This is a genomic window from Kitasatospora sp. NPDC032121 (assembly GCF_055580145.1).
Map to the genome: position 1 here is coordinate 273,466 of NZ_JBVILX010000009.1, position 17,437 is coordinate 290,902.

At 74.1% G+C, this 17,437-nt stretch carries 17 protein-coding genes; 8 read left to right on the forward strand and 9 right to left on the reverse strand.

All coding sequences use genetic code 11. The features are described from left to right. Positions 1–29: 29 nt before the first annotated feature. On the reverse strand, positions 30–950 hold the full coding sequence (gene mca, locus ACZ5OX_RS23440; RefSeq protein ID WP_465632650.1) for a mycothiol conjugate amidase Mca: 921 nt from the start codon (positions 948–950) through the stop codon (positions 30–32). 59 nt (positions 951–1,009) lie between these two features. Next, on the reverse strand, positions 1,010–2,455 hold the full coding sequence (locus tag ACZ5OX_RS23445) for an MDR family MFS transporter (RefSeq protein ID WP_465632651.1): 1,446 nt from the start codon (positions 2,453–2,455) through the stop codon (positions 1,010–1,012). Positions 2,456–2,615: 160 nt separating this feature from the next. On the opposite strand from ACZ5OX_RS23445, the gene ACZ5OX_RS23450 reads away from it, so the two are divergent. Continuing rightward, complete coding sequence (locus ACZ5OX_RS23450; protein ID WP_465632653.1) at positions 2,616–3,263, forward strand: TetR/AcrR family transcriptional regulator; 648 nt, start codon at positions 2,616–2,618, stop codon at positions 3,261–3,263. Positions 3,264–3,318: 55 nt separating this feature from the next. Here ACZ5OX_RS23450 and ACZ5OX_RS23455 read toward each other — a convergent pair whose 3' ends face one another. Then, entirely contained in the window at positions 3,319–4,137 is an 819-nt protein-coding gene (locus ACZ5OX_RS23455) for a hypothetical protein (protein WP_465632655.1), read from the reverse strand. Positions 4,138–4,175: 38 nt separating this feature from the next. Here ACZ5OX_RS23455 and ACZ5OX_RS23460 point away from each other — a divergent pair, with 38 nt between their 5' ends. After that, positions 4,176–4,856 (forward strand): DUF6445 family protein, encoded by a 681-nt coding sequence (locus tag ACZ5OX_RS23460; RefSeq protein ID WP_392883513.1) that lies wholly within the window; start codon positions 4,176–4,178, stop codon positions 4,854–4,856. 69 nt (positions 4,857–4,925) lie between these two features. Next, a complete protein-coding gene (murQ, locus tag ACZ5OX_RS23465; RefSeq protein WP_465632657.1) occupies positions 4,926–5,831 on the forward strand; it encodes an N-acetylmuramic acid 6-phosphate etherase in 906 nt (301 codons plus the stop codon). A 146-nt stretch (positions 5,832–5,977) separates the two neighbouring features. On the opposite strand, the gene ACZ5OX_RS23470 is transcribed toward murQ, so the two are convergent. Together ACZ5OX_RS23470 and ACZ5OX_RS23475 are read right to left on the reverse strand one after the other, a co-directional pair. After that, positions 5,978–6,490, reverse strand: a complete 513-nt coding sequence (locus ACZ5OX_RS23470; RefSeq protein WP_465632659.1) for an isochorismatase family protein — start codon at positions 6,488–6,490, stop codon at positions 5,978–5,980. A 25-nt stretch (positions 6,491–6,515) separates the two neighbouring features. Continuing rightward, positions 6,516–7,148, reverse strand: coding sequence for a TetR/AcrR family transcriptional regulator C-terminal domain-containing protein (locus tag ACZ5OX_RS23475; protein ID WP_392918446.1), 633 nt, complete (start codon positions 7,146–7,148; stop codon positions 6,516–6,518). A 126-nt stretch (positions 7,149–7,274) separates the two neighbouring features. On the opposite strand from ACZ5OX_RS23475, the gene ACZ5OX_RS23480 reads away from it, so the two are divergent. After that, positions 7,275–8,606 carry an MFS transporter gene (locus tag ACZ5OX_RS23480; RefSeq protein WP_465632662.1) on the forward strand — a complete coding sequence of 444 codons (1,332 nt, stop codon included), beginning with the start codon at positions 7,275–7,277 and terminating at the stop codon, positions 8,604–8,606. Between the two features lie 81 nt (positions 8,607–8,687). Here ACZ5OX_RS23480 and ACZ5OX_RS23485 read toward each other — a convergent pair whose 3' ends face one another. Both ACZ5OX_RS23485 and ACZ5OX_RS23490 read right to left on the reverse strand, forming a co-directional pair. Beyond that, complete coding sequence (locus ACZ5OX_RS23485; RefSeq protein ID WP_465632663.1) at positions 8,688–9,215, reverse strand: hypothetical protein; 528 nt, start codon at positions 9,213–9,215, stop codon at positions 8,688–8,690. 293 nt (positions 9,216–9,508) lie between these two features. Beyond that, positions 9,509–11,035 (reverse strand): glutamate synthase subunit beta, encoded by a 1,527-nt coding sequence (locus ACZ5OX_RS23490; protein ID WP_465632665.1) that lies wholly within the window; start codon positions 11,033–11,035, stop codon positions 9,509–9,511. A 187-nt stretch (positions 11,036–11,222) separates the two neighbouring features. On the opposite strand from ACZ5OX_RS23490, the gene ACZ5OX_RS23495 reads away from it, so the two are divergent. Together ACZ5OX_RS23495 and ACZ5OX_RS23500 are read left to right on the forward strand one after the other, a co-directional pair. Next, positions 11,223–11,903: a response regulator transcription factor gene (locus tag ACZ5OX_RS23495; RefSeq protein ID WP_392883525.1), complete on the forward strand. Its 681-nt coding sequence runs from the start codon at positions 11,223–11,225 to the stop codon at positions 11,901–11,903. Further along, entirely contained in the window at positions 11,900–13,312 is a 1,413-nt protein-coding gene (locus tag ACZ5OX_RS23500) for a HAMP domain-containing sensor histidine kinase (protein WP_465632668.1), read from the forward strand. Before ACZ5OX_RS23495 ends, ACZ5OX_RS23500 begins: the two co-directional genes overlap by 4 nt. Before the next feature lie 87 nt (positions 13,313–13,399). Here the strand turns inward: ACZ5OX_RS23500 and ACZ5OX_RS23505 are convergent, their stop codons facing one another. Further along, positions 13,400–13,726, reverse strand: coding sequence for a hypothetical protein (locus tag ACZ5OX_RS23505; protein WP_465632669.1), 327 nt, complete (start codon positions 13,724–13,726; stop codon positions 13,400–13,402). A gap of 408 nt (positions 13,727–14,134) precedes the next feature. Here ACZ5OX_RS23505 and qcrB point away from each other — a divergent pair, with 408 nt between their 5' ends. After that, on the forward strand, positions 14,135–15,757 hold the full coding sequence (gene qcrB / locus ACZ5OX_RS23510) for a cytochrome bc1 complex cytochrome b subunit (RefSeq protein WP_465632738.1): 1,623 nt from the start codon (positions 14,135–14,137) through the stop codon (positions 15,755–15,757). A gap of 92 nt (positions 15,758–15,849) precedes the next feature. Here qcrB and ACZ5OX_RS23515 read toward each other — a convergent pair whose 3' ends face one another. Then, positions 15,850–16,251 carry a hypothetical protein gene (locus tag ACZ5OX_RS23515; protein WP_465632671.1) on the reverse strand — a complete coding sequence of 134 codons (402 nt, stop codon included), beginning with the start codon at positions 16,249–16,251 and terminating at the stop codon, positions 15,850–15,852. A gap of 204 nt (positions 16,252–16,455) precedes the next feature. Between ACZ5OX_RS23515 and ACZ5OX_RS23520 the strand changes: the two genes are divergently transcribed. After that, on the forward strand, positions 16,456–17,070 hold the full coding sequence (locus tag ACZ5OX_RS23520) for an acyl-CoA-like ligand-binding transcription factor (RefSeq protein WP_465632673.1): 615 nt from the start codon (positions 16,456–16,458) through the stop codon (positions 17,068–17,070). Positions 17,071–17,437: the final 367 nt, after the last annotated feature.

Here is a 17,437-nt window from a genome sequence, read left to right on the forward strand (position 1 = left end):
GGCCCGCCTCGCCACGCCCGCCATGAGGCTCATCCCGCTCCTGCTTCCGCCCCCACCCTGAGCCCGGCGAACAGGTCGGTCTCGATCCCGCCCGCCCGGGCCGCCCCGCGCGCCGCGCCGGCCTCCGGCACCAGGCTCCGGGCCAGGTGGTAGTCCTCGGTCGGCCAGACCTCGCGCTCGATGTCCCGCGGGTGGGCCATGAAGGCCACGCCCGGCTGGACCTGGGTGGCGTGCGCCAGCAGCGCCGCGTCCCGTACGGCGAACTGCTCGGCGCACGCGATCCGGGTGGTGGTGGCCAGGGCCGCCGGGGTGTCGGGCCAGCCGGCGAGCAGCTCCCCCATCTCCGAGGGCACGCCCCGTTCCGTCATGCCCTCGTGCAGGGCCTGGAACCAGGCCCGGGAGAGCGCCAGGTGGTAGTAGAGCTTGGACACCTGCCAGGGCTCGCCCAGCTCGGGGTGGAGCTCCGGGCCGGCGGCGGCCTCGACGGCCGCCACGGTGACCCGGTGGGTCATCACGTGGTCCGGGTGCGGGTAGCCGCCGGTCTCGTCGTAGGTGATCACCACCTGTGGGCGGAACTCCCGGATCAGTGCGACCAGCGGCGCCGCCGCGAGCTCCACCGGCTCGGCCGCGAAGCAGCCCTCCGGGAGCGGTTCGTCCGGCCCGGGCATCCCGGAGTCGACGAACCCGAGGAACCGCTGGCGCACACCGAGGATCTCCCGGGCGGCCGCCATCTCCTCGCGCCGGACGCGGGCGAGGTCGGCCCGGACCTCCGGCCGGTCCATGACCGGGTTGAGCACCGAGCCGCGCTCGCCGCCGGTGCAGGTGGCGACCAGGACGTCCACCCCCTCGGCCGCGTACCGGGCCAGGGTGGCCGCGCCCTTGCTGGACTCGTCGTCGGGGTGCGCGTGCACGCTCAGCAGGCGCAGGCCGTCGGGGTGACGGGTGAACACGGGTGCCTCCAGGGTCTCGGTGGCCGGGAACCGGCCGGTGATCGGGACGCGGCCGACGGTCAGTCGGCCCGGCGGGTGTTCGGGTAGAGCAGCGCCGGGGCGATGGCGAGCGCGGACAGGGCCAGCACCCACCAGAAGGTCTCGCCGAAGGCCGCACCCGGGTGGCCCGGGTGCCCGCCCTGCGCCTGCTGGAGCGCCAGCGTCAGCACGGCGGTGCCGAGCGCCCCGCCCACCCGGTTCAGCACGTTGACCGCACCCGCCGCCGCGGGCACCTGATCCTTCTCGACGCTCCCGTACACCACCGCCAGGCCCGGGATCGCGATGATCCCCATGCCCGCGCCGCGCAGTGCCAGCGAGCCGGCTATCAGCCAGTCGGCCGGTTCGGAGCCGCTGCCAAGCTGGGTGAACGCGACCGTGCCGACCAGGGAGCAGGCGATGCCGATCATGATCAGTGGACGCGGCGCGAAGCGGTCGGTGATCCGGGCGGCGAGCATCGCCGTGACCGCCGTGCCGAGGGCCTGCGGCGCCAGCAGCAGGCCGGCCTCCACCGCGGTGGCGTGCTTCACCTGCTGGTAGTAGAGCGGTACCAGGAACATCGAGCTGTAGAGCGCGGCGCCCTGGAGGAAGCTGTTGGCCGTCGCCACGGCGAAGCCGCGCCGGGCGAACAGCCGCAGGTCGATCAGCGGCGTCCGGACACCGCCGCGACCCACCCGCAGCGCGTGCCGGCCGTAGAGCGCCACCAGCACCACGCCCGCCACCAGGGCGACCCTGCCGGCCGTCGCACCGTCACCGATCGTCGCGAGCCCGTAGACCAGCCCGGTCAGACCGGGCGAGAGCAGCACCAGACCGGTCACGTCCAGCTGTGGCTTCGGAGCGTCCGACGCCTCGTCAGCCGGCAGCCAGCGGGCGGCGAGCAGCAGGATCACCAGCCCGACCGGCACGTTCAGCAGGAACATCCACCGCCAGTCGGAGTGCTCCAGCACCAGCCCGCCGAGGATCGGCCCCAGGACCGGAGCCAGGCTGATCGGCAGCATCAGCGTGCCCATCACCCGCCCGACCCTGGACGGCCCTGCGGCTTGTATGATGATCGCCTGGCCGAGCGGTTGAATCATCCCGCCGCCGATCCCCTGCAGCACCCGGAAGGCGATCAGACTGCCCGTCGACCAGGCCAGGCCGCACAGCGCCGATCCGAGCACGAACAGGACGACCGAGGCGAGCCACGCCCGCCGGCCACCGAAGCGACCGGCGGCCCAGCCCGAGAGCGGCATGGTCAGCGAGATCGCCAGCAGGTACCCCGTGGCCACCCACTGCACCGCCGCGATCGAGCTGTGCAGATCACGGCCGACGGAGTCGATGCCGACGTTGACGATCGTGCTGTCCAACAGCGCGAGCACCGGCCCCAGCGCGAGCACCCCGCCCATCTTCCACAGGCCCGGCGGAATCGGCTCCGGCGCCTCCCCCCGAACTCCTCCCGGCCGGCCCTTCGCGGTGACGGATGTGCTCATGCGCCCTCCCCTGGTCGCCCTCGAGCGAGCCGCCCCCGAAACGCGGACGCCCACTCGGGCAGCCCCTCCGGCCGCCCCGAGGAAAACTTAGGACGGACCCATCGATTGGGTCAAATCAAATTTCTGTGCTCGACCCAGCGAACTGCGCTACGCTCCCCCCATGACCGAATCCGGGACCACGCCGAACCTGCGCGAGCTCAACAAGCGCCGCACCCGCGAGGCGATCTCGCACGCCGCGACCAGACTCTTCATCGAGCGGGGCTTCGACCGTACGACCATCGCCGAGGTCGCGGCCGCCGCGGGCGTCGCCAAGATGACCGTCACCAACCACTTCCCGCGCAAGGAGGACCTCTTCTTCGACCTGCACGAGGAACTCGTCGCCCGGCTCGCCGGAACCGTCGCCGGGCGCGCGCCGGGCGAGTCCGCGCTCGCCGCACTGCGCCGCGACTGCCTCGCCGGCCTCGACCGGCACGACGCCCGGCTCGGCTTCTCCGGCCCCGACTTCGCCCGCACCGTCTTCGACAGCCCGGCACTGGCCGCCCGACTGCGCGAGCTGCACGAGCAGGGCGAGACGGCACTCGCCGAGGCACTGGGCGAGGCGGTGCACGAGAGACCCGTCGGCTTCGAGTGCCGGGTCGCCGCCGCGCTGCTCGCCGCCGTCGACCGGGCGGTGTTCGCCGAGGTGTTCCGCCGCACCCTGGCAGGCGAGGAGCAGTCGGCGATCGCCGCCGCGGTGCGCCCCTCCGCGGTCCGGGCCTACGACCGACTGGAGGGCGCCCTCGGGGCCTTCGCCGTGCGGGAGGCCTGAAGCTCGCCCCGGCGGGCCGGGACCTCCGCCGCCGCACCGGTCCGGTCCGGTCCGGTCAGCGGCAGTTGCCGCTCGAAGGGCTGCAGAGCCTGACGTCGCCGACGCCCGGCAGGTCGGCGATCCTCTGCCGGAGGAGGTCGAGTTCGGCGGCGGGAGTGCGGATGTCGAAGACGACGGTGAGGGTGCCGCCGGGTACTCCGCCGACCTCTCCCAGACTGACGAACGTGGCACCGTGACCGAAGCCGTCGGCCCGCAGGTCCACCGGATGCGGACCGATCCCGAGGAGCGGACTTCCCTCGTGGACGGTGGCGAGGAAGGCGTCCGGCTCCCGGAAGTGCGGAGCGACCACGTACTCTCCGAACGCCCAGCCCGCGAAACCGAGGGTCACCGCCGCCACCAGGCCACCGACCATCAGCGACAGACGGCCGGCATCGGGACGTGACCGGCTTCCCGCCGCGACGAGGACCACACCGGCCGGCATCAGCACGAACAGTCCGAAGAGGAAGCCCAGGACCCCGAACACGAGCGCCCCCCAGCCGGCCACCAGGCAGACCGTCCGGAAGTCCTTCGCGCCCCGTATGAAAAGGGGTGCGGTCGTCACCAGTGCACCGAACACCAGCGGACCGTCGGCGATCGACCCGCGGGCCGTGAACACCCAGACCAGCACCGGTGCGGCGCACAGCATCGCCAGCACCGACAGAATCCGGGCCGCCCGCGGCACCGGCCGACGCACGCTCGAAGCCTCCACGACAACCCCCACGAGATCCCCCACATTGAACACGTTCAAATCAATGGCGGCGCCACGGTACCAGACGCACCACCACGCCAACCGCCCCAGGTCGGCGCACCCTTGACGAAAGGTTGACCTGCTCACGGCAGAAGGTTGACGATCGCCGCCTCTATCGTCGGCCCATGCCCTCACAGCCCATCAGGCCCACCGCCCTGCCGGTCCTGCCCTACCGCAAGCCCACCCGGGGCCGGGACTACTGGGTCCTGGACAACGTGCTGCCCGACCCGGACGCCGTCCGCGAGCGCTGCCTGGCCCGCGGGGACTGGACGGAGGGCTACCCCCACCGCCCCGAGACCTGGCCCGGACTGCGCACCATGCCGGGCCTGGAGCCCGAGGAGCTGGCCCGGGTCGAGTCGCTGGTCCGCAAGGCCACCGGCGCCTCCCGACTCTGGGTGCAGAGCACCCCGGGCGGCGGCACGCTCAACCACAACTGCGTCCAGGTCGTCGGCGCCGGCGAGTCCGAGTCCCGCCCGCACACCGACTCCCGCGCGCTCTGCCGCTACGCCGCCGTCCTCTACCTCAGCCCCGGCGCCCCCAAGGACGCCGGCACCAGCTTCTACCGCCAGCAGTTCCCCGGCGGGCGCCTCGGCGGCAACCTGGTCGACGCCCCGCACAACAACCTGGTCGAGGCGCTCGGCACCCGCCGGGTGCCGGCCGACCACTTCACCGAGGACGTCCGCGTCCCCAACCGCTACAACCAACTGCTCCTCTACCACGCCAACCTGATCCACAGTGCCACCGGCTACTACGGCACCGAGCTGGCCGAGCGGCGGATGACGGCGGTCTTTTTCTGGATGGCCTGACCCCGCACGCCGCATGAGCGGGCGAAGCACGGGGGTACGCCCGGCCGGAGGCTGGGGAAGAACATCGGCATGAGCCGTGACGCCGTACCCGCGACCGAGACCATCCGCCCCGACTGGGCCGCGATCGACCAGCTGCCCACGGTCGAGCTGCTCCGCCTGATGAACGCCGAGGACCGCACGGTGCCCGTCGCCGTCGCCGGGCAGCTGGAGCGGATCGCCGCCGTGGTCGACGCCGTGGCCGCCGGGATGGCACGTGGCGGTCGGCTGGTCTATGCCGGCGCGGGGACGGCCGGGCGGCTCGGCGTGTTGGACGCCGTCGAGTGTCCGCCGACCTTCGGCACCGATCCGGCACTGGTCGTCGGTCTGGTCGCGGGCGGGAGTTCGGCGGTCACGGCGGCCGCCGAGGGCGCCGAGGACCGCACGGACCTCGCCGAGGCCGACGTGGCCGCGCTCGCCCTCACCCCCGCCGACACCCTGGTCGGCATCTCCGCCTCGGGCCGTACGCCCTACCCGCTGGCCGCCGTCCGGGCGGCGCGGGCGGCCGGGGCGCTGACCGTCGGGCTGGCGTGCAACCGGGGGTCGGCGCTCGCGGCGGCGGCCGAGTTGGGCGTCGAAGTGGAGGTCGGCCCCGAGGTGTTGGCCGGATCGACCCGGCTCAAGGCGGGCACGGCGCAGAAGCTGGTGCTCAACCTGCTGTCCACGGCCGTGATGGTCCGACTCGGCCGGACGTACGGAAATCTGATGGTCGACCTCCGCGCCACCAACGACAAGCTACGCGACCGCGCCCGACGGATCGTCGCCGAGGCGACCGGTGCCGACGAGGCCGCGATCGACCGCGCCCTGACCGCGACCGGCGGCCGGGCCAAGGACGCGATCCTGTCCCTGCTCGCGGACGTGGACGCCCCCACCGCCGCCCGCCTGCTCAAGGCCTCGGACGGACGGCTGCGTGAAGCCCTCCGCCACGCCCGGCCGTAGCAGCGCTCCTCCCGCCACGCCCAGCCCTAGCAGCGCCCCGGCCGCCACGCCCGGCCGTAGCAGCGCCACTCCCACCACGCCCGGCCGTAGCAGCGCCCTCCGCTAACGCCCGACCGCGACCTCACCCCACCCGCACGTCCGCCGACTCACCCCACCCGCACGTCCGCCGCCGCGACGACCTCGCCGAGGCGCGGAAAGTCCAGCTCCACCGACGCCCGGTGCTCCTCCGCCGTGAGCGCGGCCATCGCGTCCTCGACGAACACCAGCCGGTACCCGTGGTCGCCGGCCGCGCGGGCGCTCGACTCCACGCCGAGGTTGGTGGCGATCCCGGTGAACACCAGGGTCTCCACACCCCTCGCCCGGAGCAGCCCGTCCAGGCCGGTGCCCTGGAAGGCCCCGATGGTGCGCTTCACCACGACCTCGTCGGCCGCCGCCGCGACCTCCGCGACCAGCCCGCTCCCGGGCGGCTGCTCGGTGACGTTCGGCCGCTCGACCCGCACCGCGACCACGGGCGCGCCGACCGCCCGGAACCGCCGGGCCAGCTCCAGCGAGGCCTCCACCACCTCCGAACCGGTGCGCGGCGCGAGCGGATTGGAGACGATCCGGTCCATCAGGTCGATCAGGACCAGGGCCGTGCTGCGAGGATCAACGGTGGTCATGGGCGTCACGCTAGCCCATCGGACGTCAGGCTCCCGCCTCCCGCGCGATCTCCGCCCGGAACCCCTCGATCAGCACCCGCAGCCCGTACTCGAAGTCGGCGTCATGGTCGGTCATCCGCAGCACGTCGACCGCCTCACGCAGCAACGGGAGTTCGCGCAACGCCTCGTCGGGGAACGGCGGCCGCTCACGGTCCGCGGCGTCCTGCCGCCAGGCCTGCTCCTCCGTGACCCAGCCCATGATGTACCGGTCGACGGTCAGCAGCAGCCGCAGCGCCGTGCGCGGGCGCAGCCCGGCTCCGCACAGGGCACCCAACTGGGCTTCGACCGCCGGGAGTTCATCCTCGGTGGGCAGGGTGCCGGCGTGCACCCGGGCGCCGTCGCGGTAGGCGAGCAGGGCGTTCCGCTTGGCGCGGGCGTCGGCGGCGATCCACTCGGGCCAGTGCGCCGGGTCGGGTTCGCGGTCGGGCGGGAGGGCCTCGGCGAGCATCGCCTCCGCCATCAGGTCGAGCAGTTCCCGCTTGCTCTTGAAGTGCCAGTACAACGCCGGTGACTGGACGCCGAGTTCGCGGGCGAGCCGGCGGGTGGTCAGCCCGTCGATGCCCTCCTCGTTCAGCAGGCGCAGCGCCGTGCGCACCACCTCGTCGCGCTGCAGCGCCATCCGATCGACCTCCCGGGTTATCCGCTTGCCAGGCCACCTTATCGCCGATAAGTTCCCGAGCTGGAATTTATCAGCGATAAGGACGACCGTCGCGACGCCGACGGCCGCGAAGGGATCCCACCCCCCATGACCTCCGGACCGAACCCGCCCTCCGGACCGAACCCGATCCCAGGAACGGACCCGACCCCAGGAACGGACCGCTTCTGGTCCCGAGTGCTGCCGAACACCGCACCCTGGCGATCCTCCAAGGACTTCCGGCTGACCTGGACCTCCGGCACGGTCACCCTGCTCGGCTCGATCTTCACCATGACGGCGATCCCGCTCCAGATCGCCGACCTCACCGGCTCACCCCTGGCCGTGGGCGCGGTCGGCGCGGTCGAGCTCGTGCCCACCGTCCTGTTCGGCCTCTACGGCGGCGTCCTCGCCGACCGTGCCGACCGCCGCACCGTCGCACTGGTCACCGAGGTCGCACTGGCCGCGCTCAGCGCCCTGCTGCTGGTCAACGCGCTGCTCGGCACTCCCGCCGTCTGGCTGCTCTACGTCGCCGCCGGACTGGCGGCGGCACTCCAGGGCGTCCAGCAGCCCTCGGTCGAGGCGATGGTCCCCCGGCTGGTGCCCCAGGACCAGCTGGTGGCGGCCGGCGCCCTGCTCTCGCTGCGCTGGAGCATCGGCGGCGTGGCCGCCCCGGCGGCGGCCGGCCTGCTGATCGCCACCGCCGGCGTCCCCGCGGCCTACCTGGTCGACCTCGGCACCTTCCTGCTCTCGATCGCCCTGCTGGCCCAGGTCCGGCCGGTCCCCTCGGCGCGGGACGCCGAGGCGCCGCGGCTCGCCGAGTTCCTCGACGGCGCCCGGTACGCGGCCCGACGGCCCGACCTGATCGGCACGTACCTGGCCGATCTCGTCGCCACCGTGTTCGCCCTGCCCACCGCGCTCTTCCCGTTCCTGGCCGCGGAGCTGGACGCCACCTGGGCGCTCGGGCTGCTCTACTCGGCCGGCGCGGTCGGCGCCCTGATCGCGGCCGCGACCGGCGGGTGGGCGGAGCGGGTGCACCGGCACGGCCGGCTGGTGCTGCTCTCCGCCGCCCTGGTCGGAGCGGCAACGGCCGCGGCGGCGTTCACCCCCAGCCTGTGGGCCGTCCTGCTCTGCCTGACCGTCGCGGGCGGCGCGCACTGGATCGGCGACACCTTCCGCAGCGCCATCTGGAACCAGTCCATTCCGGACGAACTCCGGGGCCGTGCGGCCGGGTTGGAGATGCTGATCGGCTCCGCCGGGCCGGCCCTGGGCGACCTGCGGGCCGGCGGGCTCGCCGCCCGGCAGGGAATCCGGGCGGCCCTGCGCACCGGCGGGCTGCTCTGCCTCGGCAGCTCGGCCGCGCTGTCCGCCGCGCTCCCGGCCCTCTGGCGCTACGACCGGCGAGCGCACCGCACCGAACCCGCCCTGCCGGAGCCGACCCCGTGACAAGCCCGTACGCGCCACCCGGCGAACAGCCGCTCGGTCCAGGACGAGCTCAGTCCCGGAGGAACTCGGTCCAGGACGAGCTCAGTCCAGGACGAGCGCCTCGGCATGCCGGCCGATCAGCTGCTCCAACGCCCGGACGTCCTCGACCCCGCGCTTGGGCAGCACGGTCACCACCCCGGGCTCCTCCGCACCGGCCAGCAGCAGGAACAGCTCGCGCGTCTCCAGGAAGTACCGCTGCTCCGGCCAGCCGAGCAGGGTGTCCGAAGCCTCGTGGCTCACGACCACCCCGCACTCGTCCAGCAGGACCCGGAACTCACCCTTGTCCGCCACCCTCCGCACCACCCGGCGCGCGTGCCTCCGGCTCGGTGCGAACAGCACCCACAGTGCGCACACCAGCAGCAGCGCGGCCGGCAGCAGCGCCGCCCCGCCGACCAGGGCGAGCAGCCCGGCACCCGCCGCCGCACCGGCGGACACCGTGCGCCTGGCGTTCCGCGACCGGCGCCCGGGCGCCGTGTGCCGGGCCAGCACGGCGAAGGCCTCCCGGAAGTCGGCGGCCGTCGGGGTGTAACGGACCTCGACCGACGTCACCGCCCACTCGCGCTCACTCACGCCCACGTCTTCCGACCCCCGTACGCCCGACTCCTGACACCCACGTCGCCGGATCGTAGCAAAGGCCGTACGTACCCGACTCACCCGTCCGCGCTCCTCCGACGGTCGCGCACCCGCCCGCTGACCGACCGCCACGCCCTGCGGTCGGCTCACCTCGAGCCGGTCGCCGGGGAGTTCGGCCTCCACCGCCTGCCGCTCCCCTGCCCGCGCCGACGGACCGATCACCGGTGCACAACCACCTCGGCGCACGACCACCTCAGCGCACGACCACCCCGCCGGGGCCGCCGCCCGCCTCACGCCGTGAGCGCCCGCGCCGAGGCCCGGATCGGCGCCGGCAACTCCGTCCACCCCCGCAGGTACCGGTCCACCGCCGCCGCCACCGCCCGCCCCTCGGCGATCGCCCAGACGATCAGCGACTGCCCGCGCCCGGCGTCCCCCGCGACGAACACGCCCTCCGCCTCCGTCGCGAAGCCGTCGTCCCTGACCAGGGTGGACTCCGGACCGGTGGCGAGGCCGAGTTGGGCGAACAGCCGCCCGTCCGGCTCCGGCCCGGTGAAGCCCAGCGCGAGCAGCACCAGCTGGGCCGGGAGCCTGCGCTCGGTGCCCGCCCGCGGGCTGCGGTCGGCGGGCTCGGCCTCGGCGATGCGGACGGCGGCCAGCCGACCGTCCGGGCCGGGTTCGAAGGCCACGGTGGCCGCCGCGAACACCCGGGGCCCGGCCGCCGCGGCGCCGGACTCCTCGTGCGAGGTGGTCTCCCGGTACACCTTGGGGTGCACCGGCCAGGGCTGCCCGGAGGCCCGGCCCTGCGGCGGCCGCGGGTTGATGTCCAGTTGGGTGACCGAGGCGGCCCGCTGGCGCAGCGCCGTCCCCAGGCAGTCGGCCGCCGTGTCCCCACCGCCGACGATCACCACGTGCCGCCCCTCGGCGGACAGCGGCGAGACCAGGCAGTCGCCCTCGTCCACCCGGTTCGCCCAGGTCAGGTACTCGATGGCCTGGTGCACCCCGGGCAGGTCCCGCCCGGGCACCGGCAGGTCCCGGCAGGCCGTCGCGCCCACCGCGACCACCACCGCGTCGTACTCGGCCCGCAGCTCCTCGCCCGGGACGTCCCGGCCGACCCACACCCCGGTGCGGAAGGCCGTGCCCTCGGCCCGCAGCTGGTCCAGCCGGCGCTCCAACCGGTGCTTCTCCAGCCGGAACGACGGGATGCCGTACCGCAGCAGTCCGCCCGCGCGGTCGGCCCGTTCGTACACCGTGGTGGCGTGCCCGGCCCTGGTGAGCTGCTGGGCGGCGGCCAGCCCGGCCGGGCCGGAGCCGATCACCGCGACTCGCCGCCCACCGGCCCGCTCGGGCAGCCGGGGCGCGTCCCAGCCCGCCTCCCAGGCCCGGTCGGCGATCGCCAGCTCCACGTTCTTGATCGTCACCGCGGCACCGTCGATGGCCAGGACGCAGGCGCTCTCGCAGGGCGCGGGGCAGAGCCGGCCGGTGAACTCCGGGAAGTTGTTGGTCGCCAGCAGCCGCGCCGCGGCCGCCCGCCAGTCGGCTCCCGCCGCCCCCGCCCCTGCTTCCTCACCCGCCCCCGGTTCCTCACCCGTCCCCGACTCCGCCACCAGCCGGTTCCACTCCGGCACCAGGTTCCCCAGCGGACAGGCGCTGTGGCAGAACGGCAGCCCGCAGTCCATGCACCGCCCCGCCTGTCCGCCCACCACCGGCAGCAGAGCCCCCGGCCGGTACACCTCGTGCCAGTCCCCCAGTCGCTCCCGAGCGTCCCGCCGCGCCCGCTCCGCGCGCGGGGTGGTGAAAGGGGCCATCCGGTCTGCCATCGCGGCCTCCGGCAGGGCGTGCCGACTCGGACCCGGCGACCCACCCGGCGGCGCGCCACCGTACGGCCACCGTACGCCCGCGAAGCACCACGGAAAAGCGGCGGCCGTCGCGGACCGGCCAGGAGCGGGCCCGGACACCCCGACCCCGCCGCGAACCGTCGTGGACACGCCAGGGAGAATCTCCGCCATGACGCACACCGTGCTGATCGCCGAGGACGACCGGGCCATCCGCGACTCGCTCGCCCGGGCCCTGATGCTGGAGGGCTACCGGGTGCGGGTCGCCGCCGACGGCACCCAGACCCTGGCCGTCCTCGCCGAGCAGCGCCCGGACGTCCTGGTGCTCGACGTGATGATGCCCGAGCCGGACGGCCTGGAGGTCTGCAGACGGCTGCGCGCGGCCGGCGACCGCACCCCCGTGCTGATGCTCACCGCCCGGGTCGAGGTGCCGGACCGGATCGCCGGCCTCGACGCCGGCGCCGACGACTACCTGGTCAAACCCTTCGACGTGGACGAGCTGTTCGCCCGCCTGCGCGCCCTGCTGCGCCGCCACCCGCCCGCGCCCACCGGCGAGGTGCTGACCGTCGCCGACCTGCGGATCGAGCCGCCCGCCCGACGCGCCTGGCGCGCCGCCCAGGAGCTCGAACTCTCCCGCACCGAGTTCGACCTGCTGGAACTGCTCGCCCGGCACGCCGGCGCCGTCCTCGACCAGGCCACCCTCTACGAGCGGATCTGGGGCTACGACTTCGGCCCCGGTTCGAAGAACCTCGCGGTGTTCATCGGCTACCTGCGCCGCAAGCTCGACCGCCCCGGCCTGGCACCGCTGATCCACACCGTCCGCGGCGTCGGCTACACGCTGCGCGAGCCGTGACCGGCCCGGCCCGCCGCCTCCCCGGCCCACCACGCCCACCACGCCTGCCGCGCCTGCCGCGCCCCGGCCTGCGCACCACCCTCGCACTGGCCTTCGCCGCGATCGCCGCGCTGGTCGCGGTGCTGATCGGCGCACTCGGCTACCACGCCGCCGCCCGGCTGATCCGGGACGACGAGACCGCCGACTTCGGCGCCGCCGTCGACTCCGTCGGCCGGCAGGTCCAGCGCGAGGCCCTCTTCCCCGGCGACTTCGCCGGACCGAGCGGCCTGAGCGCCGACCTGGTCCGCCCGATCCGGGTCACCACCCAGTCGCTCGACCCCGACGGCGCGGTGCTTCCCGGCACCGCCCGGCTCGACCTGCCACCGAGCCCGTCCGACCAGGAACTCGCCCACGCCGACCAGCCGGGCCGCACCTCGATCGGGCTGCGTCACCAGCACGACGAGGGCTACCGGGTCGGTGTGGTCTCGCTCGGCGGCCGGCGCGGCGCGGTCCAGATCATCCAGCAGGTCGGGCCCGCCGAGGAGCTGCTGGCCACCCTGCGGACCCGCACGGTGGCCCTGGTGGCGGTCGTCACGGTGCTCGCCGGCGGGGCCGGCCGGCTGCTGGCGCGGCGGATCACCGGCCGGCTGGTCCGGCTCACCGACGCGGCCGAACTGGTCGCCGCCAGCGGGAGGTTGGACGTCCCGGTGCCCGCCGCCGGAACGGACGAGGTGGGCCGCCTCGGCCGGGCCTTCGACCGGATGCTGGTCCGGCTGGCCACCGCCAGGGAGAACCAGCGCCGACTGGCCCAGGACGCCGGACACGAGCTGCGCACCCCCCTGACCAGCCTGCGCACCAACCTCTCGGTGCTGCCCAGCCTGGACCGGCTGCCGCCCGCCGAACGCTCCGCCCTGATGGCCGATCTGGCCGAGGAGGCACGGGAGTTGACCCAGCTGGTGGAGGAACTGGTGGCGCTCGCGGCGGACAGCAGGGCGGACGAGCAGCCGACCGAGGTGATGCTCGCCGACCTGGTCCGGGAGGCCGCCGCCCAGGCCCGGCGGCGCAGCGGCCGCGAGGTCCTGGTGGACGCGGACGGGACCGTCGTCACCGCCCGGCCGGACGCCCTGGCCCGTGCGGTGGGCAACCTGCTGGACAACGCCGCCAAGTTCGACCCGGCCGGGACCGGCCCGATCGAGGTGGTGGTGCGCGGCCCGCGGGTGGAGGTGCGCGACCGCGGCCCGGGCATCGACGCGGCCGACCTCGACCGGGTCTTCGACCGCTTCTACCGGGCCACCGCCGCCCGCAGTCTGCCCGGTTCCGGGCTGGGCCTGGCCATCGTCGACGAGGTGGCCCGCTCGCACGGCGGGACGGCCTTCGCCGCCAACCGGGACGGCGGCGGCGCGGTGATCGGCTTCACCCTCGACGGCTGAGCGCACGTACGGGCCGGGCGCCCGAAGCACCGGCCCCGGTACGCGCATCACCGGGCCCGGTGCGTACGACACCGGGCCCGCCGCCGCTCACCCCCACCACTGCTCCGGCACGGGCTCCGGCTCGGACGACTCCGGGACCGTCACCGGTTCGGCGTAGCGCACCAGCAGATCGCCCCCCTCCGTCCCGGCGACGAGATATCCGCACTCGCGCAGCACGACCGCGGCCGCGCCGCTCAGCGCCGCCAGCGCCTCCCGGGAGGGCGGCCCGCCCGGCTCCGCGCCCGGAGTCCAGCCGACCACCACACCCTCGGGGTGACGGTCGATCCACAGCGGTGAGGGACCCGGTCCGAGGTCGAACCCGGCGCGGGCCAGGGCCTCGGTGACGTCCTCGAAGAGTTCACGGTGATCCACCATTGGCGCAGCGTAGGCCCCGGACCGTGCGACCCCCGGGCGCGGCGCGCGCCGAAACGCTTCAGTGGCACTCGACCGCAGCATCGGCACCCGTTGGGCCGAGCGGCGGCCAGCCGATCGGGCGTCAGGGCCCCCCGTCCGGCCCGACACGCGCGGCCGGACGGGCCGATGGACGTGCACAGTCGGCCCCCTGCCGACAGCATGACAGAGTAAGCGCTCCATCACCCTGAGCAACGAGTCCAGCGGAACACCTGGTCCGCGCGCCGGTCCGGCCGGCGGGCCCGTATCGAGAGGTCCCATGATCACAACACTTCGCCGGCCGGGGTTCGCGCCGGCGGGTCTCCAGCCCGGCAGGCCGAGGACGCCGGGGAGCCCGTCGTGAGAACCGACCAGCAGTCGCAGCCGGGACCGGTGACCACCACGCGCGCCAACCCCGCCAACGGGGCCGAGGCGCTGGCCGACTGGACCGACGGCCGGCTCGGCATCTACTCCCTGGCCAAGTCCAATCTGCGCAAGATCTTTCCCGACCACTGGTCCTTCATGCTGGGCGAGATCGCGCTCTACACCTTCGTCATCATCATCCTCACCGGCGTCTGGCTGACCATGTTCTTCACGCCGAGCATGGGCGAGGTCGTCTACGACGGGACGTACGTCCCGCTCCGGGGCATCCCGATGTCCGAGGCCTACTCCTCGACCCTGAGGATCAGCTTCGACGTGCGCGGCGGCCTGCTGATGCGCCAGATCCACCACTGGGCGGCGATCGTCTTCGTCGCCTCGATGCTGACCCACATGATGCGCGTCTTCTTCACGGGCGCGTTCCGCAAGCCGCGCGAGATCAACTGGATCTTCGGCGCGCTGCTGCTGATCCTCGGCATGTTCGACGGCTTCATGGGCTACTCGCTGCCGGACGACCTGCTCTCCGGGACGGGCATCCGCTTCATGGAGGGCGCCATCCTGGCCGTCCCGATCGTCGGGTCGTACCTGCAGTTCTTCATGTTCGGCGGCGAGTTCCCGGGCACCGACATCATCCCCCGGCTGTTCACCGTCCACGTGCTGCTGATCCCCGGGATCATGGTGGGCCTGCTCGCGGCGCACCTGATCCTGGTCTTCTACCACAAGCACACCCAGTTCGCCGGGCCCGGCCGGACCAACCAGAACGTCGTGGGCATGCCGCTGATGCCGGTCTACATGGCCAAGGCGGGCGGTTTCTTCTTCCTGGTCTTCGGCGTGGTCGCGGTGATGTCGGCGATCGCCACGGTCAACCCGATCTGGGCCTACGGCCCGTACCGCCCGGACCAGGTCTCCACCGACGCCCAGCCGGACTGGTACATGGGCTTCTCCGAGGGCCTGATCCGCGTGATGCCCGGCTGGGAGATCAGCGTCTGGGGCGGCCACACCCTCAACCTCGGGGTGTTCATCCCGCTGATGGTCTTCCCGCTCGTGCTGCTGGTCATCTGGTGCTACCCGTTCCTGGAGGCCTGGATCACCGGGGACCGGGGCGAGCACCACATCGCCGACCGGCCGCGCAACGCCCCGGTCCGCACCGCCTTCGGCGCGGCCTGGATCGGCCTCTACCTGCTCCTGCTGGCCGGCGGCGGCAACGACCTGCTGGCCACCCACTTCCACCTCTCGATCAACGCGATCACCTACGCCGTGCGGATCGGCTTCTTCACCGTGCCGGTGGTCGTCTTCGTGATCACCAAGCGGTGGTGCCTGGGCCTGCAACGGCGGGACAGGGAGAAGGTGCTCCACGGCCGGGAGACCGGCGTCATCAACCGGCTCCAGCACGGCGAATTCGTCGAGGTGCACGCCCCGCTGCCGCCCGGCCGGCTCTACACCCTCACCTCGCACGACCAGCCGCAGCCGTCCGAGCTGCCGCCCGAGGTGGACGAGAACGGGGTGCCCCGCAAGGCCGGGCTGTGGACCCGCACCCGGGTCAAGTTCTCCCGCGGCTTCTACGGCAGGCACAGCCAGATCGCCAAGCCCACCGTCGAGGAGCGCGAGGAGATCAGCAGCGGCCACGGCCACCACTGACCCCTCCCCCGGACACCGGAAAGGGCCCGCTGCGCCGGCAACGGCACAGCGGGCCCTCGTCGTCCGCCCCGGCCCGTGGGCCGAGGGCCCGCTCAGCCCCGCAACACGGCCGGGACCACGGCGAACAGCGCCGCCGCCACGGTGACGGAGAGGCAGAGCGCCGCCCAGCGGGCGCAGATCCGGCGGCACTCGACGCGGTACCGGGCGGCCAACCGGCGGCAGCGCTCGACCGCGCGGTCGACGACCTCCTCGGCGTAGCGCAACCGGTCGGCGGTGTAAGCCTGTTCGAGGCTCTCCCGCTCCGCCGCCGGCAGCCAGGGGAACTGCGCGGCGAACGCGCGGGCGTCCCGCTCGGCCGCCGCGACCTCCGCCTCCCACGCCAGGAACCCCTCGATGCGGGCGAACGCCGCCCGGGAGTCCACCCGGGCACCGGCCCCGGCGGGCCTGCCCTGACGAGGGGTCCGCGCTCTCGGCGGACGCTGTCTGCCACCCATGACCGCTCCTCCAGTCCTGTCGAGTCGTCCCGCCGGAAAGCCTGCGGGGTCGGGCTCCCGACGCGGATCGCTCCGCGACCACGCAACTACTACCAGCGACAAACCGCAGGTGGCGGGCGGCTCGCCACAGGCCGTACGGCCGGGAAAAACTTGCGTGCCGCGCACTATTGCGCAGCGCGCACCTTCTGCGGAACGGTGGCGCCCATGACGAACGGTCAGCCCGGACTACGGGAACGGAAGAAAGCCGCGACGAGGGAGGCACTCAGCTCGGCGGCCCTGCGCCTGGCGGTGGAGCGGGGGCTGGAGAACGTCCGGGTGGAGGACATCGCAGCGGCGGCCGGGGTGTCCCCGCGCACCTACAACAACTACTTCTCCAGCAAGGCCGAGGCGATCGTCTCCCGGCACCGCGACCGGGTCCTGCGGGCCGCCGAGGCGCTGCGGGGCCGCCCGACGGAGGAACCGCTGTGGGAGGCGCTGACCCACTCGCTCGTCGCACCGTACGTCGGCGCGCCGGAGGGGCCCGACCCGCGGTGGACCGCCGCCGTACGGCTTCTTCTACGCGAGCCCGCGCTCCAGGCCGAACTGATCCGCGGCGGCGCGGCCGTCCGGACCGAGTTGGCGGCGGCGGTGGCCGCCCGGACCGGGACCGACGCCGACCGGGACCTCTACCCGAAGCTGGTCGCCTCGGCCGCGCTCTCAGCACTGCAGGTCGCCAACGAGCACTACCTGACCGCCGACCCGGTGGTGCCGTTCCAGCCGCTGTTCACCGAGGCGCTGCGGCAACTGGCGGCCGGACTGCCGGACCCGTCACAGGCATGAATCCCACCGCATCCGAGGATATGACCGACGACGACGTCGTCGGCGGCGGCGCGGGACCGCTCGGGCGAGCAGAAGGCCAACGGCCTGGTCGGCCAGGTGCTCCGGCTCTTCGGCGAACTGCCGGCACACCCCGACAACCTCGGCCGGATCGCCGCGCTGATGGCCGGCGGCGACATCCGCCATGACCGCTGCGCACCTGGTTCGGCGCCACCGGCCCCTGAGCACGGGCCCCTCGCCGCCGAGCGCGGACGGGGCTGGGGGGGGGGGGGGGGGAGAAGAAGGAAGGATGTCTGGTGGTCGGGGGGGGGGGGGGGGGGCGCCAAAGAAGGGGGGGGAAAGGGGGGGGGGGGTCAAACCGCTTCCCCCT